Origin of the sequence: Janthinobacterium sp. BJB301 (assembly GCF_002735685.1) — a bacterium.
In the GTDB taxonomy this organism is placed as follows: domain Bacteria; phylum Pseudomonadota; class Gammaproteobacteria; order Burkholderiales; family Burkholderiaceae_D; genus Janthinobacterium; species Janthinobacterium lividum.
On sequence record NZ_PDZJ01000002.1, the window covers coordinates 1,243,676 to 1,268,593 of the forward strand.

At 64.1% G+C, this 24,918-nt stretch carries 27 protein-coding genes; 14 read left to right on the plus strand and 13 right to left on the minus strand.

Annotated elements, in window-relative coordinates; all coding sequences use genetic code 11:
• Positions 1-19: 19 nt before the first annotated feature.
• The 4 genes from murU to CSQ91_RS18900 all read left to right on the plus strand — a co-directional run bounded on the left by murU (position 20) and on the right by CSQ91_RS18900 (position 4,282).
• The gene (murU, locus tag CSQ91_RS18885) at positions 20-739 is read left to right on the plus strand and encodes an N-acetylmuramate alpha-1-phosphate uridylyltransferase MurU (protein ID WP_092607255.1); all 720 of its coding nucleotides are present in this window, start codon (positions 20-22) and stop codon (positions 737-739) included.
• The gene (locus tag CSQ91_RS18890; protein ID WP_180278467.1) at positions 739-2,061 is read left to right on the plus strand and encodes an aminopeptidase P N-terminal domain-containing protein; all 1,323 of its coding nucleotides are present in this window, start codon (positions 739-741) and stop codon (positions 2,059-2,061) included. The genes murU and CSQ91_RS18890 overlap by 1 nt, the downstream gene beginning before the upstream one ends.
• Positions 2,062-2,070: 9 nt before the next feature.
• Positions 2,071-3,213: a UbiH/UbiF/VisC/COQ6 family ubiquinone biosynthesis hydroxylase gene (locus tag CSQ91_RS18895; RefSeq protein WP_034778834.1), complete on the plus strand. Its 1,143-nt coding sequence runs from the start codon at positions 2,071-2,073 to the stop codon at positions 3,211-3,213.
• 115 nt (positions 3,214-3,328) lie between these two features.
• On the plus strand, positions 3,329-4,282 hold the full coding sequence (locus CSQ91_RS18900; RefSeq protein ID WP_034778836.1) for a GGDEF domain-containing protein: 954 nt from the start codon (positions 3,329-3,331) through the stop codon (positions 4,280-4,282).
• A gap of 45 nt (positions 4,283-4,327) precedes the next feature.
• On the opposite strand, the gene CSQ91_RS18905 is transcribed toward CSQ91_RS18900, so the two are convergent.
• From CSQ91_RS18905 to CSQ91_RS18915, 3 genes are read right to left on the minus strand one after another with little or no spacing between them, the layout of a single operon-like run.
• The gene (locus CSQ91_RS18905) at positions 4,328-5,782 is read right to left on the minus strand and encodes an NAD(P)(+) transhydrogenase (Re/Si-specific) subunit beta (RefSeq protein WP_034778839.1); all 1,455 of its coding nucleotides are present in this window, start codon (positions 5,780-5,782) and stop codon (positions 4,328-4,330) included.
• 8 nt (positions 5,783-5,790) lie between these two features.
• Entirely contained in the window at positions 5,791-6,105 is a 315-nt protein-coding gene (locus CSQ91_RS18910; protein ID WP_034778841.1) for an NAD(P) transhydrogenase subunit alpha, read from the minus strand.
• Between the two features lie 24 nt (positions 6,106-6,129).
• Positions 6,130-7,242 (minus strand): Re/Si-specific NAD(P)(+) transhydrogenase subunit alpha, encoded by a 1,113-nt coding sequence (locus CSQ91_RS18915; RefSeq protein WP_099389220.1) that lies wholly within the window; start codon positions 7,240-7,242, stop codon positions 6,130-6,132.
• A 412-nt stretch (positions 7,243-7,654) separates the two neighbouring features.
• Here CSQ91_RS18915 and CSQ91_RS18920 point away from each other — a divergent pair, with 412 nt between their 5' ends.
• Positions 7,655-8,134 (plus strand): NUDIX hydrolase, encoded by a 480-nt coding sequence (locus CSQ91_RS18920; protein WP_010401817.1) that lies wholly within the window; start codon positions 7,655-7,657, stop codon positions 8,132-8,134.
• Positions 8,135-8,164: 30 nt separating this feature from the next.
• Complete coding sequence (gene mnmA / locus CSQ91_RS18925; RefSeq protein ID WP_034778847.1) at positions 8,165-9,286, plus strand: tRNA 2-thiouridine(34) synthase MnmA; 1,122 nt, start codon at positions 8,165-8,167, stop codon at positions 9,284-9,286.
• On the opposite strand, the gene CSQ91_RS18930 is transcribed toward mnmA, so the two are convergent.
• From CSQ91_RS18930 to CSQ91_RS18940, 3 genes are all read right to left on the minus strand, one after another.
• Positions 9,283-9,690 carry a response regulator gene (locus CSQ91_RS18930; protein ID WP_077409312.1) on the minus strand — a complete coding sequence of 136 codons (408 nt, stop codon included), beginning with the start codon at positions 9,688-9,690 and terminating at the stop codon, positions 9,283-9,285. The two genes, mnmA and CSQ91_RS18930, sit on opposite strands and share 4 nt — an antisense overlap.
• A gap of 50 nt (positions 9,691-9,740) precedes the next feature.
• A complete protein-coding gene (locus CSQ91_RS18935) occupies positions 9,741-10,514 on the minus strand; it encodes a 5'-3' exonuclease (protein ID WP_034778849.1) in 774 nt (257 codons plus the stop codon).
• A gap of 71 nt (positions 10,515-10,585) precedes the next feature.
• Positions 10,586-11,257 (minus strand): glutathione S-transferase, encoded by a 672-nt coding sequence (locus CSQ91_RS18940; protein ID WP_070254729.1) that lies wholly within the window; start codon positions 11,255-11,257, stop codon positions 10,586-10,588.
• 163 nt (positions 11,258-11,420) lie between these two features.
• Here CSQ91_RS18940 and CSQ91_RS18945 point away from each other — a divergent pair, with 163 nt between their 5' ends.
• The 4 genes from CSQ91_RS18945 (at position 11,421) to nagZ (ending at position 16,925) form a co-directional block, all read left to right on the plus strand.
• On the plus strand, positions 11,421-12,473 hold the full coding sequence (locus CSQ91_RS18945) for a YjgN family protein (protein WP_230520387.1): 1,053 nt from the start codon (positions 11,421-11,423) through the stop codon (positions 12,471-12,473).
• 1 nt (position 12,474) lies between these two features.
• Positions 12,475-13,488: a M48 family metallopeptidase gene (locus tag CSQ91_RS18950; protein ID WP_099389221.1), complete on the plus strand. Its 1,014-nt coding sequence runs from the start codon at positions 12,475-12,477 to the stop codon at positions 13,486-13,488.
• A 103-nt stretch (positions 13,489-13,591) separates the two neighbouring features.
• Positions 13,592-15,202, plus strand: a complete 1,611-nt coding sequence (locus tag CSQ91_RS18955) for an FMN-binding glutamate synthase family protein (RefSeq protein WP_070254731.1) — start codon at positions 13,592-13,594, stop codon at positions 15,200-15,202.
• 181 nt (positions 15,203-15,383) lie between these two features.
• A complete protein-coding gene (nagZ, locus tag CSQ91_RS18960) occupies positions 15,384-16,925 on the plus strand; it encodes a beta-N-acetylhexosaminidase (protein ID WP_099389222.1) in 1,542 nt (513 codons plus the stop codon).
• Between the two features lie 46 nt (positions 16,926-16,971).
• Here the strand turns inward: nagZ and CSQ91_RS18965 are convergent, their stop codons facing one another.
• The gene (locus tag CSQ91_RS18965) at positions 16,972-17,961 is read right to left on the minus strand and encodes an oxidoreductase (protein ID WP_099389223.1); all 990 of its coding nucleotides are present in this window, start codon (positions 17,959-17,961) and stop codon (positions 16,972-16,974) included.
• Between the two features lie 128 nt (positions 17,962-18,089).
• On the opposite strand from CSQ91_RS18965, the gene CSQ91_RS18970 reads away from it, so the two are divergent.
• Positions 18,090-19,010 (plus strand): AraC family transcriptional regulator, encoded by a 921-nt coding sequence (locus tag CSQ91_RS18970; RefSeq protein WP_099389224.1) that lies wholly within the window; start codon positions 18,090-18,092, stop codon positions 19,008-19,010.
• Positions 19,011-19,045: 35 nt separating this feature from the next.
• Here CSQ91_RS18970 and CSQ91_RS28995 read toward each other — a convergent pair whose 3' ends face one another.
• From CSQ91_RS28995 to CSQ91_RS18985, 4 genes are all read right to left on the minus strand, one after another.
• On the minus strand, positions 19,046-19,207 hold the full coding sequence (locus CSQ91_RS28995) for a hypothetical protein (RefSeq protein ID WP_161784184.1): 162 nt from the start codon (positions 19,205-19,207) through the stop codon (positions 19,046-19,048).
• A gap of 72 nt (positions 19,208-19,279) precedes the next feature.
• Entirely contained in the window at positions 19,280-19,555 is a 276-nt protein-coding gene (locus CSQ91_RS18975) for a hypothetical protein (RefSeq protein WP_099389225.1), read from the minus strand.
• Positions 19,556-19,564: 9 nt separating this feature from the next.
• Complete coding sequence (feoB, locus tag CSQ91_RS18980) at positions 19,565-21,466, minus strand: ferrous iron transporter B (protein ID WP_070281896.1); 1,902 nt, start codon at positions 21,464-21,466, stop codon at positions 19,565-19,567.
• 2 nt (positions 21,467-21,468) lie between these two features.
• Positions 21,469-21,753, minus strand: a complete 285-nt coding sequence (locus CSQ91_RS18985) for a FeoA family protein (RefSeq protein WP_034778868.1) — start codon at positions 21,751-21,753, stop codon at positions 21,469-21,471.
• 412 nt (positions 21,754-22,165) lie between these two features.
• On the opposite strand from CSQ91_RS18985, the gene CSQ91_RS18990 reads away from it, so the two are divergent.
• Positions 22,166-22,381 carry a (2Fe-2S)-binding protein gene (locus tag CSQ91_RS18990; RefSeq protein WP_034745611.1) on the plus strand — a complete coding sequence of 72 codons (216 nt, stop codon included), beginning with the start codon at positions 22,166-22,168 and terminating at the stop codon, positions 22,379-22,381.
• A gap of 17 nt (positions 22,382-22,398) precedes the next feature.
• Complete coding sequence (locus CSQ91_RS18995) at positions 22,399-23,100, plus strand: energy transducer TonB (RefSeq protein WP_052139928.1); 702 nt, start codon at positions 22,399-22,401, stop codon at positions 23,098-23,100.
• A gap of 213 nt (positions 23,101-23,313) precedes the next feature.
• Here CSQ91_RS18995 and CSQ91_RS19000 read toward each other — a convergent pair whose 3' ends face one another.
• Both CSQ91_RS19000 and CSQ91_RS29000 read right to left on the minus strand, forming a co-directional pair.
• Positions 23,314-23,994, minus strand: a complete 681-nt coding sequence (locus tag CSQ91_RS19000) for a Fe2+-dependent dioxygenase (protein ID WP_070281800.1) — start codon at positions 23,992-23,994, stop codon at positions 23,314-23,316.
• Between the two features lie 4 nt (positions 23,995-23,998).
• Positions 23,999-24,166, minus strand: a complete 168-nt coding sequence (locus CSQ91_RS29000; RefSeq protein WP_180278458.1) for a hypothetical protein — start codon at positions 24,164-24,166, stop codon at positions 23,999-24,001.
• Positions 24,167-24,414: 248 nt separating this feature from the next.
• On the opposite strand from CSQ91_RS29000, the gene bfr reads away from it, so the two are divergent.
• Complete coding sequence (bfr, locus tag CSQ91_RS19005; RefSeq protein WP_034778875.1) at positions 24,415-24,891, plus strand: bacterioferritin; 477 nt, start codon at positions 24,415-24,417, stop codon at positions 24,889-24,891.
• The last annotated feature ends 27 nt before the right edge of the window (positions 24,892-24,918 follow it).

Below are 24,918 nucleotides of genomic sequence, written 5' to 3' on the forward strand. Positions count from 1 at the left end.
ATACTGAAAACGAATCCCCATGAAAGCCATGATCTTTGCCGCAGGCCGCGGTGAACGGATGCGTCCGCTTACCGATACCTGTCCCAAACCGCTGTTGAAAGTACGCGGCCGTCCGCTGATCGTCTGGCATGTGCTGAACCTGGTGCGCGCCGGCATCACGGACATCGTCATCAACCATTCTCACCTGGGCCACCTGATCGAGGAAACCCTGGGCGACGGCAGCGCGTACGGCGCGCGCATCGCGTACTCGCCCGAGACCACGCCGCTGGAAACGGCGGGCGGCATCGCCCAGGCGCGCCACTTGCTGGGCGAGGAGCCATTTCTCGCCATTTCAGGCGACATCTATTGCCCCTACTTTGATTTCAAGCAAGTACTCGACGTGCTGGCCGACAAGGATGTGCTGGGCACGCCGTATCCGGCCGACCAGCGCGACATCGCCTGGACTTACCTGGTGCCCAATCCCGACTTCCACCCAAAGGGCGACTTCGGCTTGACCTTGTTCGCGATCAACAATACGGACGACACCAAGTGGACCTTCGCCAATATCGGCGTGTACCGTCCTGAGATGTTCGACGGCATCGCGCCCGGCAGCCACGCCAAACTGGGCGATTTGCTGCGCCGGTACGCGGACCAGGGCCGCGTGGGCGGCGAAGTCTATCCGGGCGAGTGGACGAATGTGGGCACGCCGGCGCAGCTCGACGTGCTCAATGGCGTGGCAGCGAAGGCGCCGGCGGCATGATGGCCAACTACGCGGCACGGCGCGCGGCGCTGCTGGCGCAGATGCTGCCGGGCAGCGTGGCCATCCTCGCCACGGCGCCCGAAGTGCCGCGCAACAGCGATTGCGACTATCCGTATCGCCACGACAGCTATTTCTATTACCTGAGCGGCTTTACGGAACCCGATAGCGCCGTGGCCCTGGTGGCCGCCAGCGCCACGGCGCCGGCGCGCGCCATCCTGTTTTGCCGCGCAAAAAACACCGAACGCGAAATCTGGGACGGTTTCCGCCACGGCCCCGAGGCGGCGCGCGCCAGCTTCGGTTTTGACAGCGCCTTCCCCATCGAGGAACTCGACGTGGAAATGACGCGCCTGCTGGCCGACGTCCCCGCCATTTACTACGCGCTGGGCGGCAGCCTCGATGCGCAAGTCAAGGTCTGGCGGCACAACGTGCGGCAAAAGGCCCGCAGCGGCGTCACGGCGCCCGCCATCGCGCATGACATCAATGGCATGCTCGACGCCATGCGCCTGCTGAAAGACCCGGAAGAACAAGGCCTGATGCGCCGCGCGGCCGCCATTTCCAGCGCCGCCCACGTGCGCGCCATGCGCGCCACACGGCCCGGCATGCACGAATACGCGCTGGAAGCGGAGCTGCTGTACGAATTTCGCCGCAGCGGCGCGCAGTTCCCCGCGTATTCCTCCATCGTGGCGGGCGGCGGCAACGCCTGCATCCTGCATTACAGCGCCAACAATGCCGTGCTGCAGGACGGCCAGCTGGTACTGATCGACGCCGGCTGCGAACTCGATGGCTATGCCTCCGACATCACGCGCACCTGGCCCGTCAACGGCCGTTTCAGCGGCCCGCAGCGGGCGCTGTATGAACTGGTGCTGGCGGCGCAACAGGCGTCGCTGGACATGGTGCGCCCCGGCTTGCCGCACAGCGCCATCCACGAGGCGGCCGTGCAGGTGCTGGCGCAGGGCATGCTGGACCTGGGTTTGCTGGACCGGCAGAAAAACGGCAGCGCGCAGGACGTCATCGCCGACAAGGCGTATATGCCCTTCTACATGCACGGCACCAGCCACTGGCTGGGCATGGACGTGCACGACGTGGGCGCCTACCGCGACACGGGTGCTCCGGGCAAGCCGTGGCGCGCGCTGGAAGCGGGCATGGTGCTGACGGTGGAACCGGGCATCTATGTGCGCCCCGGCGCGGGCGTGCCGGAACAGTTCTGGCACACCGGCATCCGCATCGAAGACGATGTGCTGGTCACGCCGCAAGGCCATGAAGTCTTCAGCACGGCGCCCAAGAGCGTCGCTGAAATCGAACAACTGATGTCACAGGATTAACGCCGCCGCATGCATACACCGTCCACTTTCGATCTCGCCATCTGCGGCGCCGGCCCCGTCGGCATGGCGCTGGCCGCCCTGCTGGTGCAGCGCGGCAGCCGCGCCGCCGGCATCGCCCTGCTCGACGCCAAATCCATCGAGCAAGCCAGGCGCGACCCGCGCACCATCGCCCTGTCGCACGGCAGCCGCCAGATTCTCGAAGAAGCGGGCGCCTGGCCCGTGGAGGCGACACCGATCCACCAGATTCACGTCTCGCGCCGCGGCCAGTTCGGGCGCAGCCTGATGGACCGCAGCGAGCATGGCGTCGAGGCGCTCGGCTATGTGGCCCGTTACGGCGCCGTCGTCAGCGCGCTGGCCGACGTATGCGAGCGCCTGGGCGTGGCCAGCCTGCGCCCGACGCTGGTCACGGGCAGTGCCGAGGATGCCGATGGCGTGGCCGTGCAGCTGGAACAGGACGGCGCGGCGTCGAGCTTGCGCGCCAGCCTGCTGGTGCAAGCCGAGGGCGGCCTGTTCGGACAGCAGCAGGAACGCGCCGTCAGCCGCGATTATGGCCAAAGCGCCATCATTGCCCATGTGCGCACAAGTGCCCCCATCGCGCACCGCGCGTATGAGCGCTTCACCGACGAAGGCCCGCTGGCCCTGTTGCCGCAGGACGACGGCTACGCGCTGGTATGGTGCGTGCCGCCCACGCGCGCCGAACAATTGCTGGCCCTGGACGACGCTGCCTTCCTGGCCCGCCTGGGCGCCGCCTTCGGCAGCCGCCTGGGACGCTTTACCCACACGACGTCGCGCCTGGCCTATCCGCTGGGCCTGAACGCGCAGGGAGGCGGCACGCCGCGCACGGTCGCCATCGGCAATGCGGCGCAAACCCTGCACCCGGTGGCGGGACAAGGCCTGAACCTGGGCTTGCGCGACGCCGCCGTGCTGGCCCGCGTGCTGGGGCAGGACAGCAGCCCGGCCGGACTGGAACGCTACGCCAGCCTGCGCCAGGCCGACCGGGGGCTGACCGTGCGCGTCACCGACACCATGGCGCGCATCTTCACGGGCAGCGCACCCACGCAAGGCTTGCTGGGCCTGTCGCTGGGCTTGCTGGACGCCTTCAGCCCGGCGCGCAAGAGCCTGGCCGAGCTGATGATGTACGGCCGCCGCTGAGTCTTAACAATAAGGAAAGAGCACGGGCGAAAAAGAAACAGGCGGGCGATCCGGCATGGAGTAAACGGCCCGCGGATGCGACAATGGCTGTCACCTGGCTTTTGGCGACCGTTCCATGACAGATGCTTTGCCCGCAGCACCGCCTGCCGCTCTTCCCGAAGTCCTGTTTTCCCGCCTGCTGGAAGACGCCCTCGACGCCGTCATCATCATCGACGAGCAGTGCCGCATCCGCTATATCAATGGCGCCATGCAGGCACTGTCGGGCTATGCCAGCGGTGAATTGCTGGGCCAGACCCTGAACGGCCTGCTGCCCGACGCCGTCGGCGCGCAGCACGACAACCACGTGATCAACTACATCCGCAGCTCGCGCACTTCCAGCGTGCTGGGCAAGATACGCGAATTCGCCATCCGCCACCGCGACACGCAAATGATCCCCATCGAAATGAAGGCGCTGGACCTGGGCGTGGTCGACGGCATGCGCTATTTCGGCGCCTTTTTGCTCGACGTGCGCGAACGGCGCGAACTGGCGGCAAAGAACGCCAGCCTGCTGGCGCAGCTGGAACAGCAGGCGCTGCACGATGCGCTGACGTCGCTGCCCAACCGGCGCGCCTATGAAGCGCAGGCCGAGCAGGCGATGGCGCGCGCGGCGCGCAGCGGCGCCGCCCTGAGCGTGGGCGTGGCCGACCTCGACCACTTCAAGAAGATCAACGACCGCTATGGCCATGCCGTGGGCGACGCCGTGCTGCGCACGGTGGCGCAGGCGCTGCGCGACACGGGACGCATCACCGACGTGGCGGCGCGCCTCGGTGGCGAGGAGTTCGGCCTGCTCTTCCCCGACGCCAGCCTGCAGCAGGCACACCAGGTGGCCGAACGCATCCGCGCCGCTGTGGCGGCGGCGGTCACCGTGCTGCCCGACGGCGGCGCGCTGCACGTCACCATCAGCATCGGCGTGGCGCCGCTGGTGCAGGGAGCCAGCCTGGACGCGGCCATATCGGATGCCGACAAGGCCCTGTATGTCGCCAAGCACCAGGGACGCAACCAGGTCGTCGCGGCAGCGGCCAGCCAATAAAAACGGCCCGCGCAAGGCGGGCCGTACGGTCGCTGCAAGCGGCGTTTACTCGATGGCTTTCAACATATCCTCGATCACCTTTTTCGCGTCGCCAAACACCATCATCGTGTTCGGCTGGTAGAACAGGTCGTTGTCCAGGCCCGCATAGCCGGACGCCATCGAGCGCTTGTTGACGATGATGCTCTTGGCTTTATACGCTTCCAGGATCGGCATGCCGGCGATCGGCGATTTCGGATCTTTCGCCGCCGGGTTGACCACGTCGTTCGCGCCCAGCACCAGCACCACGTCCGTCTGGCCGAATTCGCCATTGATGTCTTCCATCTCGAAGACCTGGTCGTAGGGCACTTCCGCCTCGGCCAGCAGCACGTTCATGTGGCCCGGCATGCGCCCCGCCACCGGGTGGATCGCATACTTGACGGTGATGCCCTTGTGCGTGAGCTTCTCCACCAGTTCTTTCAGCGAGTGCTGCGCGCGCGCCACGGCCAGGCCGTAGCCGGGCACGATGATGACGGTTTCCGCATTGCCCATGATGAAGGCGGCATCGTCGGCCGAACCCGATTTCACGGGACGCTGTTCCTGCGCGCCCGCCACGCCAGCGGCTGGCGCATCGCCGCCGAAGCCGCCCAGGATGACATTGAAGAACGAACGGTTCATGGCCTTGCACATGATGTACGACAGGATCGCGCCCGAGGATCCCACGAGCGAACCGGCGATGATCAGCATCGAGTTATTCAGCGAAAAACCGATGCCGGCCGCGGCCCAGCCCGAGTAGCTGTTGAGCATCGACACCACCACCGGCATGTCGGCGCCGCCGATGGGGATGATGATCAGCACGCCCAGCGCAAAGGCGATGACGGCCATGACGATGAACGGCGTCCAGGCCGGCTCCACCCCGTCGGCGAAGCAGAACACCAGGCCCAGCCCTATCATCACCAGCGCCAGCGCCAGGTTGAGCATGTGCTGGCCCTTGAAGCTGACGGGCGCGCCCTGGAACAGGCGGAACTTGTATTTGCCCGACAGCTTGCCGAAGGCGATCACCGAACCGGAGAACGTGATGGCGCCGACAAATGTGCCGATGAACAGCTCGAAGCGGTTACCGATGGGCAGCGCCTGTCCATGCTCGGCTATATTGAATGCCCATGGCTCGGACACGGCCGCCACGGCGATGCACACGGCGGCCAGGCCGATCAGCGAATGCATGGCCGCCACCAGTTCCGGCATCTTCGTCATTTCCACGGTTTTCGCCAGGTAGGCGCCGATGGCGCCGCCCGTGACGATGCCGATGATGACGAGGGTCAGGCCCATGCCGCCCGCTTGCTGTTCCTTCAGTTTCAGGATCAGCGCCACGGTGGTGACCGCGGCAATGGCCATGCCGCTCATGCCGAAGGCATTGCCGCGGCGCGCCGTCGAGGGCGAGGACAGGCCTTTCAATGCCTGGATGAAGCACACCGAGGCGATCAGGTACATCATCGTCACCAGGTTCATGGTGACGAAGCTCATGGCATGACTCATTCTTTTGCTCCTTGCTTGGCTTTCGGTTCTTTTTTACGGAACATCTCGAGCATGCGCTGCGTGACGAGGAAGCCGCCAAACACGTTGACGGCGGCCAGCGCCACGGCCAGGGTACCGGCCGCCTGCGCCAGCGGGCCTTGCGTCAGGCCGGCCGCCAGCATGGCGCCGACGATGATGATGGCGGAAATGGCATTGGTGACGGCCATCAGCGGCGTATGCAATGCCGGCGTGACGGTCCAGACGACGTGGTAGCCGACATAAATGGCCAGCACGAAGATGATCAGGTTAATGATGGTGTGACTGATTTCCATGATGTTGTTCTCTCCGGCGCCGCGTTATTTACGTAAGATTTCACTGCCTGCACACACCAGGCTGGCCTTGATGATTTCATCCTCGCGGTCGATCAGCAATTGGTCGTCCTTGTCGATGATGAGCTTCAAGAAGTCCAGCACGTTGCGCGCATACAGGGCCGAGGCATCGGCCGCCACCAGGGTCGCCAGGTTCGGTTCGCCCACGATGTAGACGCCGTGTTTCAGCACGGTCTTGCCCAGTTCGGACAGGGGGCAGTTGCCGCCCTGCTCCACGGCCAGGTCGACGATGACGGAGCCCGGTTTCATGGCCTTTACCGTTTCTTCGGAAATGAGCACGGGCGCGGCGCGGCCGGGGATCAGCGCCGTGGTGATGATGATGTCGGCCAGTTTCGCCCGTTCGTGCACCAGTTCGGCCTGGCGGCGCATCCAGTCGGCCGGCATGGCGCGCGCATAGCCGCCCGAACCCTTGGCGATCTCTTTTTCTTCATCGGTGAGGAAAGGCACGTCGAGGAACTTGGCGCCCAGCGACTCCACTTGTTCCTTGACGGGCGGGCGCACGTCGGACGCCTCGATGACGGCGCCCAGGCGCTTGGCCGTGGCGATCGCCTGCAGCCCTGCCACGCCCACGCCCATGATCAGCACGCGGGCCGCCTTGACGGTGCCGGCCGCCGTCATCAGCATCGGCATGAAGCGCTGATAGGTATTCGCGGCCACCAGCACGGCCTTGTAGCCGGCGATGTTCGCCTGCGACGACAGCACGTCCATCGACTGCGCGCGCGTGATGCGCGGCACGGCTTCCAGCGCGAAGGCGGACAGGCCGGCCGTGGCCATGGCGGCGATATTGTCCGCGTCAAACGGGTTCAACATGCCGATCAGCACCGTGCCGCTGGCCATCAGGGCCCGTTCATCGGCATCGGGCGCGCGCACCTTGAGCACGATGGCGCAGCCATAGGCTTCCTGGGCGGTGCCGATCTGCGCGCCGGCGGCGGCATACGCGTCATCGGGAATCGAGGCTTGCAGGCCCGCTCCCGACTGCACGACGATCTGATGCTTGGCTGCCAGCTTCTTGACTGTCTCGGGCGTTGCTGCCACCCGCGTTTCACCAGGCCGTGTTTCGGCCGGTATGCCTATCCTCATGATGCCTCCGCTAATTGATAAACTGACTAGAATCTAACACGGAAAGCAGCGCGTTAAACGTTTGTGAACCAGCAACTTTTAGTCGTACGACACTAATTTGACCAGCATCCCACGATTCGTTTCACCATGCGGCGCGGCGACCATATTGTGGGAAAGGTGTGTCAATCTCACCACAGTCGAGCACGTGTGCGCGCTTGTTTTGACCACAGGGAAAGCCTATATTAGCGGGCGTTTCCTGCCATCTTGCCGCCAATGCCCCCATGCTAGTGCGCTCCCCGGGAAAGACGTAAGTACCTCCCACCGCTATTTGCTAAAACGTTGTCATTTATCAATATGTCCGCGCAACAGAAGGCCGGCTTCAAACCGCGCGCGCAGAACAAGATAAAATGTCGGCTCTTTCAAGGATGGAATCATGCCGAGAATCTGGAAACCCTCTGTCACCGTTGCCGCCATCGTCGAGCGCGACGGCCTGTTTTTACTGATTGAAGAAGAGACCAGCGAAGGCATCAAGCTCAACCAGCCGGCCGGTCATCTCGATCCGTTCGAGTCGCTGGAGCAGGCGGTGATCCGCGAAACGCTGGAAGAAGCGGCCTACGATTTCATCCCCACGGCACTGGTCGGCATGTACATGTCGCGCTATCAGTCACTGCGCACGGGCGAGGACGTGACCTATCTGCGCTTCACCTTTTGCGGAACGGCCGGCGCCGAGCATGACCGCCCGCTGGACGAAGGCATCATCCGCACCCTGTGGATGACGCGCGACGAGCTGGCGGCGTGCCAGGAACGCCACCGCAGCCCGCTGGTGCTGCAGTGCGTGGACGAATACCTGGCCGGCCGGCGCGCTCCGCTGGCCCTGCTGCACACGCATGCGTCCGTTTTCAATAGCGCATAGCAATATTATTAAAAGTAACTGGAAAGCAAGATGAGCAAGAAGAAAGTCGTTATCGGCATGTCGGGCGGGGTCGATTCCTCGGTCGCGGCATGGATGCTGAAGGAACAAGGCTATGAAGTCATCGGCCTGTTCATGAAAAACTGGGAAGATGACGACGATTCGGAATACTGCTCCACGCGCCAGGACTGGATCGACGCGGCCAGCGTGGCCGACGTCATCGGCGTCGATATCGAAGCCGTCAATTTCGCCTCCGAATACAAGGACCGCGTGTTCGCCGATTTCCTGCGCGAATACCAGGCCGGCCGCACGCCGAACCCGGACGTGCTGTGCAACGCCGAAATCAAGTTCAAGGCATTCCTCGACCATGCCATGACCCTGGGCGCCGACCTGATCGCCACCGGCCACTATGCGCGCGTGCGCCAGGCGCCCACCGATGCGGGCCGCTACGAGCTGCTGAAAGCCGTCGACGCCAGCAAGGACCAAAGCTACTTCCTGCACCGCCTGAACCAGGCGCAGTTGTCGAAGACCTTGTTCCCGCTCGGTGAAATCCCGAAGACGCAAGTGCGCCAGATCGCCGAGAAACTGGCCCTGCCGAACGCGCAGAAGAAGGATTCGACGGGCATCTGTTTTATTGGCGAACGCCCGTTCCGCGAATTTTTGAACCGCTACCTGTCCTACAAGCCGGGCCCCATGAAGACGGCCGATGGCAAAACCGTGGGCGAACACGTGGGACTGAGTTTTTATACCCTGGGCCAGCGCAAGGGCATCGGCATCGGCGGCGTGAAGTCGTACCAGAACGCGGACGGCAGCAGCGACGCCTGGTATGTGGCGCGCAAGGATATCGCCAACAACACCCTGTGGGTGGTGCAAGGTCATGACCACCCGTGGCTGCTGTCGCCATCCCTGACGGCCGACCAGGCCAGCTGGGTTGCCGGTGTGGCGCCGCAAGCGGGCGCCTTGAGCGCCAAGACGCGCTACCGCCAGGCCGACGTGGCTTGCCAGCTGCTGCCGGATGGGAATGAACACTTCAGCCTGGCGTTTGACCAGGCGCAATGGGCCGTCACGCCCGGCCAGTCGGCCGTGCTGTATGACGGCGACGTGTGCCTCGGTGGCGGCATCATCGCCAGCGCCACCGGTTTGGCCGGTAGTTAGGAGTTGCCCTGCGCGGCAGCGGCCAGGGCTTGCTGCTTGCGCACCATGGCAATCACCGTGTTGCGCACGGTTTTCAGGACCGTGTCGGCCATGAAGGGTTTCACGATGAAGCCCGACACGCCCATGGCGTGGGCCGCCTGCAGCGAAGCGGCATCGATGCCGCCCGAGACCATGAAAATGAGCGTCTTCGGATACTGGGCGCGGATGGTTTGCACCACATTGGTCCCATCTTCCACCTGCTCGCGCGCGATGCACACGAAATGCGGGTGGTGCTTGACCAGCAGCGCCAGCCCCAGCGCGCTGGTATGCGTCTGCCCGCAGACATCGTAGCCGCCATCGGTCAGGACCGTGTTCAGCAGGCCGCGCGCCACGGCGCTGCTATCGATCAGGACTGTCTTTAACATCATGATTACTTCCCTTGCTTGATTTTTTCCGTGTTCTGGCCAAAAGAGCTCTATTTTTCCCACACGAGCTTGTTCCAGGTCACGCCTAACGTGACATCCGTTTTCAGCGCCACTAACTTTCTTGAAAGATACAGTATTTCCCGCTCTTTTCGCAGGCTTTCGCCCAGCGCGCCGGGCAAAATCCCCGCGCCAGCCATCACGGCGTCGATATTGCCGTAGGCGCGCAACAGTTTCGCGCCCGTCTTCAGGCCGATCTTCGACACGCCGGGGATGCTGTCGGTGACGTCGCCCATCAGCGCCAGCAGGTCGGGCAGCAGTTCCGGCGGCACGCCGAACTTTTTCTCGACCCAGGCGTGGTCGTGCCAGACACCCTTGAAGTGATCCCATACCAGCGCGCCGTGGGCGATCAGGCCGTGCAAATCCTTGTCGGTGGTGGCGATGACGGCCGCGCCGCGCCCCTCGTGCAGCCAGCGCATGACGGCCGTGCCGATCACGTCATCGGCTTCGACCTCGGGAATGCTGACCACGTGCATGCCGAAGCTGGCCAGCGTGGCGTAAAAGCCGGGCAAGGCGTCGCGCAGCACCTGCGGCATGGGCTGGCGCCCTTCGCGGTAGCCGGCATACAGGGCGTGGCGCCAGGTCGGGCCGCCGAAGTCGAAGGCCGGCAGGATGTGCGTCGGCTCGTGGTCGTTGATGAGGGTGCGGAACGACGACAGCGCATGGCGCAGCGCGATCTCCGCCTTCAGGTCGGAGTCGGGTTCAGGACTGGCTTCGTAGACGCGGCGTACGATATTCAAGCCGTCGATAGCGAGGAGTCTGGCCATGCGGTAAGTGGATACTGGTTGAATCGGGCATTTTACCGTATGGTTCCCTGCACATCGGGCTTGAATGCCGCTTATTTGGCGAAATCGTAGGGTCCGCCACGCTCCAGCGCGCGCTGGTAGGCCGGCCGCGCATGAATGCGCTGCAGGAAGGCCGTCAGCTTCGGCAGGCGCTCGTCGAGTCCGCCGCGCATGGCCGCCGCTTCCAGCGGAAAGCTCATCTGGATGTCGGCCGCCGTGAATTCATTGCCGGCAAACCATTTGGTTTTCTCCAGCTCCGCTTCCATGTAGGCCAGCTGGCTGTTGATATTGGGCAGGATGAAGCTGCTCTTGACCTTGCCGGCGATGCCGCGCGCGATGGGCTTGACGAAAAACGGCATCGGCGACGATTCGACCTTGTCGAACACCAGCTTCATCAGCAGCGGCGGCATGGCCGAGCCTTCCGCGAAATGCAGCCAGTAGGTCCAGCGCAGCTTGTCCGGCGTGCCGGCCGCCGGGATCAAGCGGCCATTGCCGTAGCGCTCGACCAGGTAGTCGATGATGGCGCCCGATTCGGCGATGGTGTTGGCGCCGTCCGTGATCACGGGCGACTTGCCCAGCGGATGCACGGCCTTCAGCGAGGCGGGCGCCAGCATGGTCTTCGGGTCGCGCTGGTAGCGCTTGACCTCATAGTCGAGGCCCAGTTCCTCGAGCAGCCAGAGCACGCGCTGCGAGCGCGAGTTGTTCAGATGGTGGACGACGATCATGGTTTTCCCGTTAGGCGATGGTTGAGTTCCAGTATAGCCGGGACGGCCGGATCGGGTCGGCACAAGCGGATCGGCGAAAAAATTGCGAAAAACAGTATTTTCAATTGATAACTTTTCAATATTCCCTTATCTTGTTTTGTTTCCAATAAGTAAGGAAACCCCTGTGGATTTCGACGCAAACAACACTCCTCCCCGACAAGAAGCCATCACCTTCAGCGCCACCGGCAGCGAATACTTCCGTATCTGGATCGTCAACCTGCTGCTGAGCATCGTCACCCTGGGCATTTATTCCGCCTGGGCCAAGGTGCGCCGCAACCGCTATTTCTATTCCAGCACCCACTTGGCGGGCGGCAGCTTCGAATACCACGGCAACGCCGTGGCCATCCTGAAAGGCCGCATCGCCGCCGTGGTGCTGATCGCCGGCTACAACATCGCCTTCCAGGTCTCGCCCGTCGTCGGCTTGCTGATGTTCGTGCTGCTGGCCGCCATCCTGCCCTGGCTGGTCTGGAAAAGCCTGCAATTCAAGCTGTACAACACCAGCTACCGCGGCATCCGCTTCGGCTTTGGCGGCAGCGCCAGGGAAGCCTACAAGTACTTCCTGTGGCTGCCCATCCTGAACACCTTCACGGGCGGCCTGATGACGCCTTTCCTGCACCAGCGCCTGAAGCGCTTCCAGCACACGCAAAGCCGTTTCGGCGCCACCCATTTCAGCTTTGACGCCACGGTCGGCAGCTTCTACAAAACCTATTTGCTGTTCTTCGCGCTGCTGCTGGGCGGCTTGCTGGTACTGATTTTCGTCGTCTTCGGCAGCGTGTTCGCCTCGTTTGCGGCCAATGCGAATGACAAGACCAAGGTTGGCAGTCTGCTGTTTGCCATCGGCGCCTTGTACCTGTGGGCATTCACCGTGCTGCCGCTGTTCCTGACCATGATCCAGAACCTGATCTGGAACCATACGCGCTTGCAGCAGCACCAGTTCCAGTCGCAGCTGACATGGGGCCGCACCACCTTCGTCATGCTGAGCAACCTGCTGGGCATCGTCGTCACCCTGGGCCTGTTTACGCCATTCGCCCATGTGCGCTGGCTGAAATACCGCCTGGAAGCGACCTCCATGCTGGTGCATGGCAGCCTGGACGAGTTTGTCGCCGCCACAGGCCAGCAAGTGTCGGCCACGGGCGAAGGCATGGTCGACCTGCTGGACTTCGACCTGTCGCTGTAGCATGACGCTCGATCACGACGCGCCGGGCGCGGCCCCCGTGCCCGCGCGCTATTTCGACGGCCAGACCTCGCGCCTGTACCACGTCACGCTCAGCGTGCGCGATGGCATGGCCGTGCTGGCCGGCGACATCGAGCGCAGCTGCCCGCTGGACGAGCTGCACGTGTCCGAACGCAGCAGCCACGCCGTGCGCAAGGTCAGTTTTGCCGATGGTGCCTACCTGGAAATCGCCGACCAGGCGGCCTTCAACAGCCTGCTGCACGATACGGGCCACCGCGACGGCTGGGTGGTGCGGCTGCAGCAAAGCTGGCGCGGTGCCCTGCTGGCCACCGTGGCGACCATCGTGGCCCTGTGGCTCAGCTATCAATACCTGCTGCCGCTGGCGGCCAAGGGCATCGCGTATGCCCTGCCGCAGTCGGTCGAACGGCAGCTGGGCCAGGGCGTGCTCGACATGCTGGACCGCCATGTATTCGCGCCCAGCCAGCTCGATGGCGCGCGCCAGCAAGCGTTGCGGGCCCAGTTCGCGCGCCTGGCCACGCCCGGCGACAGCACGCCCGCGCACCGCATCGTGTTTCGCAAGAGCAAGATCGGCCCGAACGCGTTTGCCCTGCCGTCCGGCGACATCGTGCTGACGGACGAGATGATCGCACTGCTGCCGGACGACCAGGCCATCATGGGCGTGCTGGCGCACGAGCTGGGGCACCTGCAGCAGCGCCACCTGACGCGGCGCATCATCCAGACCTCGGCCGTGGGCGCCGGCGCGGCGCTGCTGTTCGGCGACGTGTCGACGGTGGTGGCCACCCTGCCGCCGCTGCTGCTGGACTTGAAGTATTCGCGCGATGTCGAACGCGACGCGGACGACTACGCGATCGCCATGCTGCGCCAGAACGGCATACCCCTGGAACACCTGGCGCAAGTGTTTGTCGCCCTGGGCAAGCTGGACGAGGGTACGCCGTACCTGTCGAGCCATCCGGCCAGCGCCGAACGGGTCGAGCGCATCCGCGCCGCACAGCGGTGATCCTCACGCGGCGTCCACCGGGCGCCGCGTTCTTTCCCACCAGCACGTTCCGTGAATCGAAGGTAGACTCATCAGTTATCAGTCTGACTTCCCCGGAGTGCCCATGCACCTAGTACCATTTCGCTACCTGACCTTCATTGCGACGGCAGCCATCTTTGTCCTGTCCCTGTTTTACTATGATCATTACTGGCTGCCCGTGCTGGCCGGTGCGCTGACCCTGGTCGGCATCAGCGACCTGCTGCAAACGAAACGCGCCCTGCGCCGCAACTACCCCATCCTCGCCCACTTCCGTTTTTTCTTCGAGAGCATCCGCCCCGAAATCCGCCAGTATTTCCTGGAAAGCGACAGCGAAGCGACGCCGTTCTCGCGCAGCCAGCGCAGCATCGTCTACCAGCGCGCCAAGGAGCAGACGGACAAGCGCCCGTTCGGCACCCAGCTCGACGTATATGAAGCAGGCTATGAATGGATCAACCATTCCATCGCCCCCGCCAAGGTGACGGGCCACGATTTCCGCATCGAGATCGGCAACCATCCGGACTGCCCGCGTGCCAAACCGTATTCGGCCAGCGTCTTCAATATCTCGGCGATGAGCTTTGGCGCCCTGTCGGCCAATGCCATCCTGGCCCTGAACGGCGGCGCGCGCAGCGGCGGCTTCATGCACGACACGGGTGAAGGCAGCATCAGTCCTTATCACCGCGAAAACGGCGGCGACCTGGTGTGGGAAATCGGCTCCGGCTACTTCGGCTGCCGCAACCAGGACGGCACGTTTTCCGAGGAACGCTTCATCGCCAACGCCAGCTCGGAGCAGGTGAAAATGATCGAGCTGAAAATGTCGCAGGGCGCCAAGCCGGGCCACGGCGGCGTGCTGCCCGGGCCGAAAGTGACCATCGAGATCGCCACCACGCGCGGCGTGATGGTGGGCGAAGACTGCGTCTCGCCGGCCGCGCACAGCGCCTTTTCCACGCCGCTGGAAATGCTGCACTTCATCGACCGCCTGCGCACGCTCTCCGGCGGCAAGCCGACGGGCTTCAAGCTGGCCATCGGCCACCCGTGGGAATTTTTCGCCATCGTCAAAGCCATGCTGGAAACGGGCATCACGCCCGACTTCATCGTCGTCGACGGCAGCGAAGGCGGCACGGGCGCGGCGCCCCTGGAATTCACGGACCACGTGGGCACGCCGCTGCAGGAAGCGCTGGTGCTCGTGCATAACACCCTGGTGGGCGCCAACCTGCGCGAGCGGATCAAGATCGGCTGCTCGGGCAAGATCATCACGGCCTTCGACATCGCCCGCCTGCTGGCGCTGGGCGCCGACTGGTGCAATTCGGCGCGCGGCTTCATGTTCGCACTGGGCTGCATCCAGTCGCAAAGCTGCCACACGGACCGCTGCCCCACGGGCGTGGCCACGCAAGACCCGCAGCGCCAGCGCGCGCTGGTGGTATCCGACAAGATCGCCCGCGTGGCGCACTTCCACCAGAACACCATGAAGGCGCTGGCTGAACTGATCGCCGCCGCCGGCCTCGCGCATCCGCAGGAACTGCGTCCGCACCACCTGGTGCGCCGCATCTCGCCGAACCAGGTGAAACTGGCGTCGGCCCTGCTGCCCTTCCTGGAAGCGGGCCAGCTGCTCGACCCGAGCCAGCTGCCGCAACTGCCGCCCGTATTCGGCCTGTACTGGCCCATGGCGCAATCGGCATCGTTCCAGCGCCTGGATTAAAGCCGGCATTGCGCAAGTGGAGCAATACCACTTAATAACCACTTGCGCAAAAACCCAAATCCAATACAATACCAAAACAAGTACAAAACCAAGGCAGCTTGTCCGGTGACCGCCACGATGCGCCACCACGGTGCCAGAATACGTATGCCGTCGTCACAATACATACCGGAGGAGTTGCAGCATGGAGCAGGGTTTGCGCGAGAAAGTAGGACAGTTGTTCATGGTGGGTTTCGACGCCCTGCAGGCGGACGAGCATATCAAGACCTTGATACGCGGCAAGAAGGTGGGCGGCGTGATCCTGTTCCGCCGCAACGTGCACACGCCCGCGCAAGTGTCCGCCCTGTGCCGCGAGCTGCAGGAGATCAATGCGGAAGTGTCCGACATTCCGCTGCTGATCTCCATCGACCAGGAAGGCGGCATGGTCATGCGCATCGAGCAGGGCGTCACGCCGATTCCCGCCGCGATGGCCTTCCAGGCGGCCGGCTCCATCGACGACTGCGAACGCATGAACCAGATCAGCGGCGATGAAATGCGCCAGGTGGGCATCAACATGCTGCTCGCCCCCGTGCTGGACGTAAACAACAACCGCAACAACCCCGTCATCGGCGTGCGCGCGTATGGCGAGGATGCCGCCACCGTCATCGACTACGGCATGGCGGCCATGCGCGGCCAGCGCGCCAGCGGCGTGGCCGTCACCGCCAAGCATTTCCCCGGCCACGGCGACACGGCCATCGATACGCACTACGCCATGGCGCTGGTCCCGCACGACAAGGAACGCCTGCGCGCCGTGGAGCTGGCGCCCTTCCGCGCCGCGATTGCCGGCGGCGTCGACGCCATCATGACGGCGCACGTGGTCTTCCCCGCCTTCGAGGCCGACACCAGCGTACCGGCGACCCTGTCGAAAGGCGTGCTGACGGACCTGCTGCGCGGTGAAATGGGCTACAAGGGCGTCGTCATCACCGACTGCCTGGAAATGGCGGCCATCGCCGACGGCATCGGCATCGCCCAGGGCGCCATCGCCACCCTGCAGGCAGGCGCCGACATCGTCCTCATCTCGCACCGCGAAGCGCAGCAGACGGCCGCCATCGACGCCGTCATCGCCGCCGTGGAGCGCGGCGACATCGCGCTCTCCCGCATCGATGCCGCTTGTGCCCGCGTGGCTGAACTCAAGCGCAACCGCGCCGTGCGCGACTGGCGTACCCGCCCCGTCACGCCGCCGGCGCTGATGCAGCCGGCCGCCATGGCCCTGTCGCAGCTGCTGCAAAAGGCCGCCTTGCGCGTGCAGGGCGACTACCGCCCGCTCGACGCCAGCCTGCCCGTGACCCTGCTGACGGTGGAAGTGCGCTCGCGCAGCGAAATCGACGAAGTGGCGCTGGGCCGCAACAAGGAAGCACGCAGCTCGATGCTGCCGGCGCTGCTGGAAGCGGGCCTGGACGTGCGCGAGTACGCCTTGTCGGCCGAGGCGCTGGACGACGAAGTCAACGAGGCCATCGCCTTTGCGCAAGGCGCGCAGCAGATCCTGCTGCAAACGTATAACGCCATGTTCGTCGGCGGCCAGCGCCGCCTCGTCGACGCCCTGCCGCACGATAAACTGTGGCTGGTGGCGGGCCGTTTGCCCTACGACCTGGACCTGGCGCCACACGCGCAAGGCCGCCTGGCCGCCTTCGGCTGCCGCCCGGCCGCGCTGGTGCCCGTGGTGGAGAAACTGGCGGGCAAGGCGTAACGCCACGCCCCCCCTCCTGCACATGCCGGGCCTTGCCCGGCATTTTTTATGCCGCGTCGCAATCGAAGCGCACGCCCGTCATCTGTTCGCTCAGCGTCCATAGCCGGCGCGCCTGCCCGGGATCGATGGCCCAGCGCCGCACGCCCGGCCCCATGCTGTCGTCCTCCACCAAGGGGGCGATATCGCCATCCTCGCAATACACGCCGCCCATGCCCTCAAGCTGCGCGCTGGTGGCGCACCAGACGGTGGTGGCCGCTCCCTGCGCCACATTCTTGAAACCCGACTGCGGCGGCGGATTCACCTTGCCATCCTCATCGAGCGCACCCACGCGGCGCAAGTCGTCGAAGTCCAGGTGGCGCACCAGCGGCGTCAGGATGGCGCCCGGATGCAGCGAGTAGGCGCGCACGCCGTGCGCCGCACCGCGACGGTCCAGTTCCACGGAAAACAGCGCATTGGCGCTTTTCGACTGCGTATACGCGCGCCATTTGTCGTACGGCTGGCGCAGAAAATGCGGGTCATCCAGGTCAACGCCCGCCTGCCGGTGTCCCAGCGACGACACGCACACCACGCGCGCACCCTGCGCCTGCCGCAAGACGGGCCACAGGCGCGCCGTCAGCTGGAAATGCCCCAGGTGATTCGTCGCGAACTGCGCCTCGTAGCCGCGCGCATCGCGCAGCAAGGGCGTGGCCATGATGCCGGCGCCGTTCACCAGCAGATGCAGGGCGCGGCCGGTGGCAAGGAAGGCGGCCGCGAATGCGTCGATCGATTGCGGATCGAGCAGGTCGAGCGCCGCGACCTCCACGCCAGCCATGCCATTCAAGGCCGCTTGCGCCTGATGCTGGTCGCGCGTCGGCACCAGCACCCTGGCGCCGGCGCCAGCCAGCACGCGCACCGTTTCCAGCCCCAGGCCCGACGCGCCGCCCGTGACGATGGCCTGCACGCCGGACAGGTCGCGGCCGGCCAGCACCTCGCTGGCGGTCGTGGCCGCGCCGAAGCCGGAATGAAGGGGAATTTGCCTGTGATCGCCGTGTGTCATGTCTGCCTCTGCATGTGGGTGGCCAGCGCGGGATGGCTGGCAACATGCTTATTTTGCGCGAGCTGTTCTGGACGGTGAATGGCGTAAAATCTTCAATACTATCGCCATCGTCCAGAATTGCCGCCACCATGGATTTGCTCTCCGATGTACTCTCGCTGTTTGATACGCGCAGCTCCTACTTTGCCGGCCTGAAGGCGGGCGGCGACTGGGCCATCGACTTTCCGCCGCCGGACGGCATCAAGTTCAACGCCGTGATCGAAGGCGCTTGCTGGCTGACGGTCGCGGGCATCGACGCTCCCATGCATCTGCAGACGGGCGACTGCTTCCTGCTGGCGCCGGGACGCGCGTTCACCCTGGCCAGCACGCCCGGCTTGCCGGCCGCGCCAGCGCTGGAAGTGTACCGGCACACGCAACAGGGCGTGGCCCGCCACGGCGCGCCGCAGCACGATTTCTTCCTCATCGGCGGACGCTTCCACTTTGGCGACGAAGCGGCCATCCTGCTCGACTGCCTGCCGCCGCTGCTGCACGTGCGCGGCGATACGGACCAGGCCAGCGTGCTGCACTGGGCCTTGCAACGGCTGGCACAGGAACTGCAGGCGACGGCGCCCGGCGCGGCGCTGATGACGCGCCACCTTGGTCACATGATGCTGTTGCAAATGCTGCGCCAGTATCTTGAAGCGCAGGCCTCGCACCCGGTGGGCTGGCTGTTCGCGCTGGCCGATCCACGGCTGCGCGCCGCCATCGAGGCCATGCACGCGCAACCGGCGCGGCGCTGGACCTTGTCGCAGCTGGCCGCCGTCGCAGGGCAGTCGCGCTCCGCCTTTGCCTTGCACTTCAAGAAGCGGGTGGGCGTAACGCCGCTCGACTACCTGCTGCGCTGGCGCATGCGTCTGGCCACGCGGCGCCTGAAGGGCGGCAGCGCACCCATCACCTTGATCGCACAGGCACTGGGCTACGATTCCGACAGCGCCTTCAGCCACGCCTTCAAGCGCGTCATGGCCTGCTCGCCGCGCCAGTACCGGCTGCGCCACGCGGGCGGGCAGGCGTAAAAAAACCCGCGCTTGCGGGTTTTAATAGTACAAGGTCAGCGCGCCGGCACGGGCGGCAAGGCTGCCACCGCCAGCAAGGCAAACGGTCCGAGGAACAGGCCGATGCCGAACCAGAGTCCACCGTGGCGGCCGCGCCGGCTGGCCAGCAGCCAGGTGGCGACCGCAAACAAAAACATGAAGATCAACAGTATCGCCATTGCCACTCCTTGCCATGCGGAAAGCCCAGTGTAGCCCACGGGCGGGCCCGTGGCTACACTGAAATACAAGCCCTAGCGCTGCACCTGCATCAGGATCACGCGCTTGCTGCTGCCGTCGGCCGGCGGCGTGTTTGACGGTGGCGGCGGGCTGTCGCAGGAACCGCAGGAACCGCAGCCGCTGCCGCAGCCCGGCGCCACCTTGAAGAAGGTCGACAGCTTCGCCTCATCGAGGCCGCAGCGCACCAGGCCGCGCACGATGGCGCGGCGCACGCCCGCCGGCAGGTACTTGGTCGAAAAATGCAGCAGCGCGGCTGCGACGATCAGGGCGACGATGAGGGTTTGCCACATGGTTTTCTCCTAAGCGCCCAGCATCAGGGCGACGCGGTACGTGATGAACGAGGCGGCATACGCCAGGGCGAACATGTAGCCGGCCATCAGCAGCGGATAGCGCCAGCCACCCGTCTCGCGTTTCACCACGGAGAGGGTCGACAGGCACTGCGGCGCAAACACATACCAGGCCAGCAAGGAAAGCGCGGTGGCCATCGACCACGAATGCGCGATCAGCGGTTCCAGCGTGGTCGCCAGCGCATCGCCCGTTTGCGACAGCGCGTACACGGTGCCCAGGGCGCCGACGGCCACTTCGCGCGCCGCCATGCCCGGCACCAGCGCGATGCAGATCTGCCAGTTGAAACCGATGGGCGCGAAGATCACTTCCAGGCCGCGGCCCAGGATGCCGGCCAGGCTGTAGTAGATCGGCGGGTGGATGGCGTTATCCGGCGGGCCGGGGAAGGTACTGAGGAACCACAGGATGATCATCAGGCTCAGGATGATGGTACCGACGCGCGTCAGGAAGATCTTCGCGCGCTCCCACAGGCTGACGGCCAGGTTGCGCAAATGCGGCCAGTGATAGGCAGGCAGTTCCAGCATCAGCGGCTGGTTGCCGCGCACGCCCATGCCGCGCTTCATGACCCAGGCCACGGCCATGGCCGAGATGATGCCGGCGAAGTACAGGACAAACAGCACCAGGCCTTGCAGGCTCAGATAGCCCCACACCTGGCGTTCCGGGATGAAGGCGGCGATGATCAGCGCATACACGGGCAGGCGCGCCGAACACGTCATCAGCGGCGCGATCATGATGGTAACCAGACGGTCGCGCGGGTTCTGGATGGTGCGCGCCGCCATCACGCCGGGGATGGCGCAGGCAAAGCTCGACAGCAGCGGGATGAAGGCGCGGCCGGACAGGCCCACGCCGCCCATCAGGCGGTCCAGCAGGAACGCGGCGCGCGGCAGATAGCCGCAGTCTTCCAGCGCCAGGATGAAGAAGAACAGGATCAGGATCTGCGGCAGGAACACCAGCACGCTGCCGACGCCGCCGATGATGCCTTCCACCAGCAAGCTTTTCAGGTGACCGTCAGGCATGTTCGCCGTCAGCACGGCGCCCAGGTGGCCCACGCCATCGGTGATCATTTCCATCGGCGTGGCGGCCCAGGCAAACACGGCCTGGAAAATCAGGAACATCAGCACGGCCAGGATGATGGGGCCGACGATGGGATGCAGCACCACGTCGTCGATCTTTTCCGTCAGGTTGCCCTTGTCGCTCGTGTCATTGCTGACGGCGGCCAGGATGCGGCGCACTTCGCGCTGGGTTTCTTCGACGGTGACGGCATCGATGGCCGCCAGCGGTTTCGCTTCCACGACCGGCAGCGGCAGCATGGCATCAATGGCGTTCAGCAAGGCTTTTTCGCCATCGTGCTGCACCGCCACGGTTTCCACCACGGGCATGCCCAGTTCCTGCGACAGTTTGGCCGTGTCGATCAGCATGCCGCGCTTGCGCGCCACGTCCGTCATGTTCAGCGCCAGCAGCATGGGCAAGCCCAGACGCTTGACTTCCAGCACCAGGCGCAGGTTCAGGCGCAGATTGGTGGCGTCGACGACGCAGATGATGGCGTCCGGACGCGGGTCACCGCGGCGCAGGCCGCCCACCACGTCGCGCGTGATGGCTTCATCGGGCGTGGTGGCGGACAGGCTGTAGGCGCCCGGCAGATCGAGCACGCGCACGGGTTTGCCGGCTGGCGAGGTGAAATGGCCTTCCTTGCGCTCGATGGTCACGCCGGCGTAGTTCGCCACTTTCTGGCGCGCGCCCGTCAAACGGTTGAACAGGGCCGTCTTGCCGCAGTTCGGATTGCCCAGCAAGGCAATTTGTGGCTGATGCGGCGGCTTGTGCACGCCCGCATCCACGATAGTTTCGACAGCACCCATGGTCATTCCGGTTGAAGCAGCGGTTGAATCGTAATCAGCGCCGCTTCGAAGCGGCGCAGTGCGAACGTGGCATTGCCCACCTTGATGGCCAGCGGATCGCCACCGGGAATGCCGCGCTTGAGCATGCGGATACGTTCGCCGGGAACGAATCCCAGCTCCATCAGGCGACGGGGCAGGTCGACGCCGTCCTCCGTCTGTCCTGCCGTGTGGGGCGTGATATGCAACACCGTGCCGCTCTGGCCGACTGCCAGCGCATCGAGCGTCATCATGGGTGGAACTAGAGTCATGAGCAAATTCCGTTCAAATTAAGAACACCTGATACCGGCTGCGGCGCGGGGCGCCTTGCGCTGGTTCCAGGTTTGTGAGGTAAAACGCCACTGTTGCGCATTACCGACAAGCGGCCATTCCATCTGTCCAGACGGCAACCGTCCGAGACAATACCAGCATTATAAACATGAATGCGAATAGTTTTTATTTAGCCCGGAGAGCCGCCCCCATCAAGGGCTGCGTCATGCGCGCGAATCGCATATCAAGCTGCGGCGCCAGGCTGCCAAGTGCCGCACACTTGATCAAAATCGCTTGCATTGTCCCCCACTTTGCGCGACAATGAAACGTAATGATAATGATTCTCATTAAAACACTAGCAACAATGCTTCCCAGCACTAGTGTCTGTTCATCCTCCAGCCAGAAGGTGTATCAATGATTGTATGTGTCTGCAACAACATATCTGATCGTGAAATCCGTCAAGCCGTCGATCTTGGCCTGTCCAGCATGGCCGAACTGCGCCGCGACCTGGGCGTGGCCACCTGCTGCGGCAAATGCCACACCTGCGCGCGGGAAGTGCTGAACGATCACCTGAACGCCACGGTGGCGCTGCAAGAAACCGTATTGATGCGAGCTGTACTGACAAACTAAAGAAAGCGATAAACGCCATGACGATGATGCCCCCGCCCGTAACGGTGCAGGCCGTGCAGCAATTTGCCGACTTCGACAAGAAGCGCAACAAATTCGCGCCGCTGATGGCCATCGTCGTCCTGCATCTGGCCGGGTTCTACGCGATCCAGAGCGGCTTGCTGAGCAAAGTCGTCACGGCGGCCATGCCGACCATCACCACCATCAGCATCATCGCCCCGCCGGCGCCGCCCAAGCCGCCGGCGCCATCCGTACCGAAAACCGTGGAATTGAGCGCTCCCGTGCCGCGCGCCGTGATCCCGCCGCTGCCGCTGATCGCCGTGGCACCGAGCGAGCCGACGATCACGCCGCCGCAGCCGACGCGCGCCGAAGCGGCACCCGTTGCCACCGCCGCGCCGACAGCGCCATCGACACCGTCGCCGACGCCACCAGCGCCGTCAACGCCGCGCACCGTCAGCAGCGTCGAATACATCAAGGCACCGCAACTGATCTACCCGAATCTGTCGCGCCGCCTGGGTGAAAGCGGCACCGTGGTGCTGCGCATCCTGATCAATGAAAAGGGCTTGCCCGAGCAAATCCTGATCCAGAAATCGACCGGCTACAACAACCTCGATGAAGCGGGCCGCCAGGCCGCCCAGCGCGCGCTGTTCAAGCCGATGATCGAAAACGGCAAGCCCGTACCTGTCTACGTTCTAGTACCGCTGACCTTCCAACTGAGCTAGCCTTCCGGCGGCCCTTGCGCCGCTGCCAGCCCGCAAGCACCGCACCACGTGCCCTGCTTGCTTTTTTGCGCCCTGTTTTTAGTCAAGCGATTTGCTTGTTTCAGTCTGCCAGCCTACATCCCCGGGCCAGGCAGACTTTTTTTTGGGGGTCAGCCCCGAGGGCGGAATGGGCCCCAATGGGGCCCATTCCGCTCGCGCAGCGACTGACCCTTTTTACATCTCCGCCCACATCCTGAGCAAATTATGATAATGCCCCGTCAAGCCCACCGTCGCCGGTGAATCACCGTGCTCTGCGCGCACGCTCTGGATGTTCTGATCGAGCTCGAACAGCATGCTGCGTTTCCAGTCTTCGCGCACCATGCTTTGCGTCCACAGGAAGGAGCAGATGCGCTCGCCGCTGGTGACGGGCAGCACCTGATGCACGCTGCTCGACGGATACACGATCACGTCGCCGGCCGGCAGTTTCACTTCGTGCGTGCCATACGCATCGACCACCACCAGCTCGCCGCCTTCGTACTCGTCCGGCTCGCTCAGGAAGACGGTCGACGAGACGTCGGCGCGCATCGACTGCATGCCGTTTTTCGGCGTACGGATGGCGCCGTCGATATGCAGGCCATAGTGCTCGCCACCCGCATAGCTGTTGAAGAATGGCGGCAGGATGCGCAGCGGCAGCACGGCGGCAAAGAACAGCGGATTGGCCATCAGCGCGCGGCTGACGATCTCGCCCAGTTCCAGCGCCAGCGGCGAACCCTCGGCCAGCTGGCGGTTGCGCTTGACTTGCGCGCCTTGCGCCCCGACGCTGGCGCGCCCGTCGACCCAGTCCGTCTGCGCCAGGCGCTGGCGAAAATGCGTGACCTGTTCCGGCGTCAGCACGCCGGGTATATGCAGCATCATCTTGCTATCCTTTTTCAGTAAACATCGCTGCCTGATTATCGCATCGCCGGCAGCGGCCAAGAAGACACAAAAGCAAGAACGGACCAACATTTCCCGCCTTTTCAGCGCGGCCATGCACGCGCGCCAGCGGCAGCAAAACAGCATAGGGAACGCGAATGAGAATGGCCTTCATTTTCCTTACAAATAAAAAACGGAAAAATGTGGCAATCCATTTGAGAATGGGTTTTATTCGCACGATATTTACGTTAAAAAGACGGAAAAATGCCGTTTACCGCCCGAAATTGCCCATATTTTGCGCTATCATGCGGGCATAGCGAAACCGGCAACCTGCGCGCCACCAGGCAGCCCGAGCCACCCGGCAGTGAACGCCAGCAGCCTCCGGTTTCATCATCGAACGCACTACAGAACAAAGGAAATCCCATGAAGGGCGATAAAGAAGTCATCCGCATGCTCAACGCACAGCTCACCAACGAACTGTCGGCCATCAACCAGTACTTCCTGCATGCGCGCATGTACAAGCACTGGGGCCTGGAAAAGCTGGGCAAGAAAGAATACGAAGAATCGATCGGCGAAATGAAACACGCCGACAAGCTGATCGACCGCATCCTGATGCTCGACGGCCTGCCGAACCTGCAAGCGCTGCACAAGCTGCTGATCGGCGAGAACACGCCGGAAATGCTGGAATGCGACTTGAAGCTGGAGCGCGCCGCGCACGCCACCGTCAAGGAAGGCATCGCCATCAGCGAAAAAGCGGGCGACTACGTCTCGCGCGACCTGTTCCTGATGATCCTGGAAGACACGGAAGAGCATATCGACTGGCTCGAAACGCAGATCGACCTGATCGCCAAGATCGGCATCCAGAATTACCTGCAAAGTCAGATGGCTGTTGAAGAGTAATGAGGACACCTGCCAAAACCTACTGCG

Coding starts and splice junctions, on each gene's coding strand:
- murU (WP_092607255.1), top strand. CDS start 20: ATGAAAGCCATGATCTTTGCCGCAGGCCGCGGTGAACGGATGCGTCCG.
- CSQ91_RS18890 (WP_180278467.1), top strand. CDS start 739: ATGGCCAACTACGCGGCACGGCGCGCGGCGCTGCTGGCGCAGATGCTG.
- CSQ91_RS18895 (WP_034778834.1), top strand. CDS start 2,071: ATGCATACACCGTCCACTTTCGATCTCGCCATCTGCGGCGCCGGCCCC.
- CSQ91_RS18900 (WP_034778836.1), top strand. CDS start 3,329: ATGACAGATGCTTTGCCCGCAGCACCGCCTGCCGCTCTTCCCGAAGTC.
- CSQ91_RS18905 (WP_034778839.1), bottom strand. CDS start 5,782: ATGAGCTTCGTCACCATGAACCTGGTGACGATGATGTACCTGATCGCC.
- CSQ91_RS18910 (WP_034778841.1), bottom strand. CDS start 6,105: ATGGAAATCAGTCACACCATCATTAACCTGATCATCTTCGTGCTGGCC.
- CSQ91_RS18915 (WP_099389220.1), bottom strand. CDS start 7,242: ATGAGGATAGGCATACCGGCCGAAACACGGCCTGGTGAAACGCGGGTG.
- CSQ91_RS18920 (WP_010401817.1), top strand. CDS start 7,655: ATGCCGAGAATCTGGAAACCCTCTGTCACCGTTGCCGCCATCGTCGAG.
- mnmA (WP_034778847.1), top strand. CDS start 8,165: ATGAGCAAGAAGAAAGTCGTTATCGGCATGTCGGGCGGGGTCGATTCC.
- CSQ91_RS18930 (WP_077409312.1), bottom strand. CDS start 9,690: ATGTTAAAGACAGTCCTGATCGATAGCAGCGCCGTGGCGCGCGGCCTG.
- CSQ91_RS18935 (WP_034778849.1), bottom strand. CDS start 10,514: ATGGCCAGACTCCTCGCTATCGACGGCTTGAATATCGTACGCCGCGTC.
- CSQ91_RS18940 (WP_070254729.1), bottom strand. CDS start 11,257: ATGATCGTCGTCCACCATCTGAACAACTCGCGCTCGCAGCGCGTGCTC.
- CSQ91_RS18950 (WP_099389221.1), top strand. CDS start 12,475: ATGACGCTCGATCACGACGCGCCGGGCGCGGCCCCCGTGCCCGCGCGC.
- CSQ91_RS18955 (WP_070254731.1), top strand. CDS start 13,592: ATGCACCTAGTACCATTTCGCTACCTGACCTTCATTGCGACGGCAGCC.
- nagZ (WP_099389222.1), top strand. CDS start 15,384: ATGGAGCAGGGTTTGCGCGAGAAAGTAGGACAGTTGTTCATGGTGGGT.
- CSQ91_RS18965 (WP_099389223.1), bottom strand. CDS start 17,961: ATGACACACGGCGATCACAGGCAAATTCCCCTTCATTCCGGCTTCGGC.
- CSQ91_RS18970 (WP_099389224.1), top strand. CDS start 18,090: ATGGATTTGCTCTCCGATGTACTCTCGCTGTTTGATACGCGCAGCTCC.
- CSQ91_RS28995 (WP_161784184.1), bottom strand. CDS start 19,207: ATGGCGATACTGTTGATCTTCATGTTTTTGTTTGCGGTCGCCACCTGG.
- CSQ91_RS18975 (WP_099389225.1), bottom strand. CDS start 19,555: ATGTGGCAAACCCTCATCGTCGCCCTGATCGTCGCAGCCGCGCTGCTG.
- feoB (WP_070281896.1), bottom strand. CDS start 21,466: ATGGGTGCTGTCGAAACTATCGTGGATGCGGGCGTGCACAAGCCGCCG.
- CSQ91_RS18985 (WP_034778868.1), bottom strand. CDS start 21,753: ATGACTCTAGTTCCACCCATGATGACGCTCGATGCGCTGGCAGTCGGC.
- CSQ91_RS18990 (WP_034745611.1), top strand. CDS start 22,166: ATGATTGTATGTGTCTGCAACAACATATCTGATCGTGAAATCCGTCAA.
- CSQ91_RS18995 (WP_052139928.1), top strand. CDS start 22,399: ATGACGATGATGCCCCCGCCCGTAACGGTGCAGGCCGTGCAGCAATTT.
- CSQ91_RS19000 (WP_070281800.1), bottom strand. CDS start 23,994: ATGATGCTGCATATACCCGGCGTGCTGACGCCGGAACAGGTCACGCAT.
- CSQ91_RS29000 (WP_180278458.1), bottom strand. CDS start 24,166: ATGAAGGCCATTCTCATTCGCGTTCCCTATGCTGTTTTGCTGCCGCTG.
- bfr (WP_034778875.1), top strand. CDS start 24,415: ATGAAGGGCGATAAAGAAGTCATCCGCATGCTCAACGCACAGCTCACC.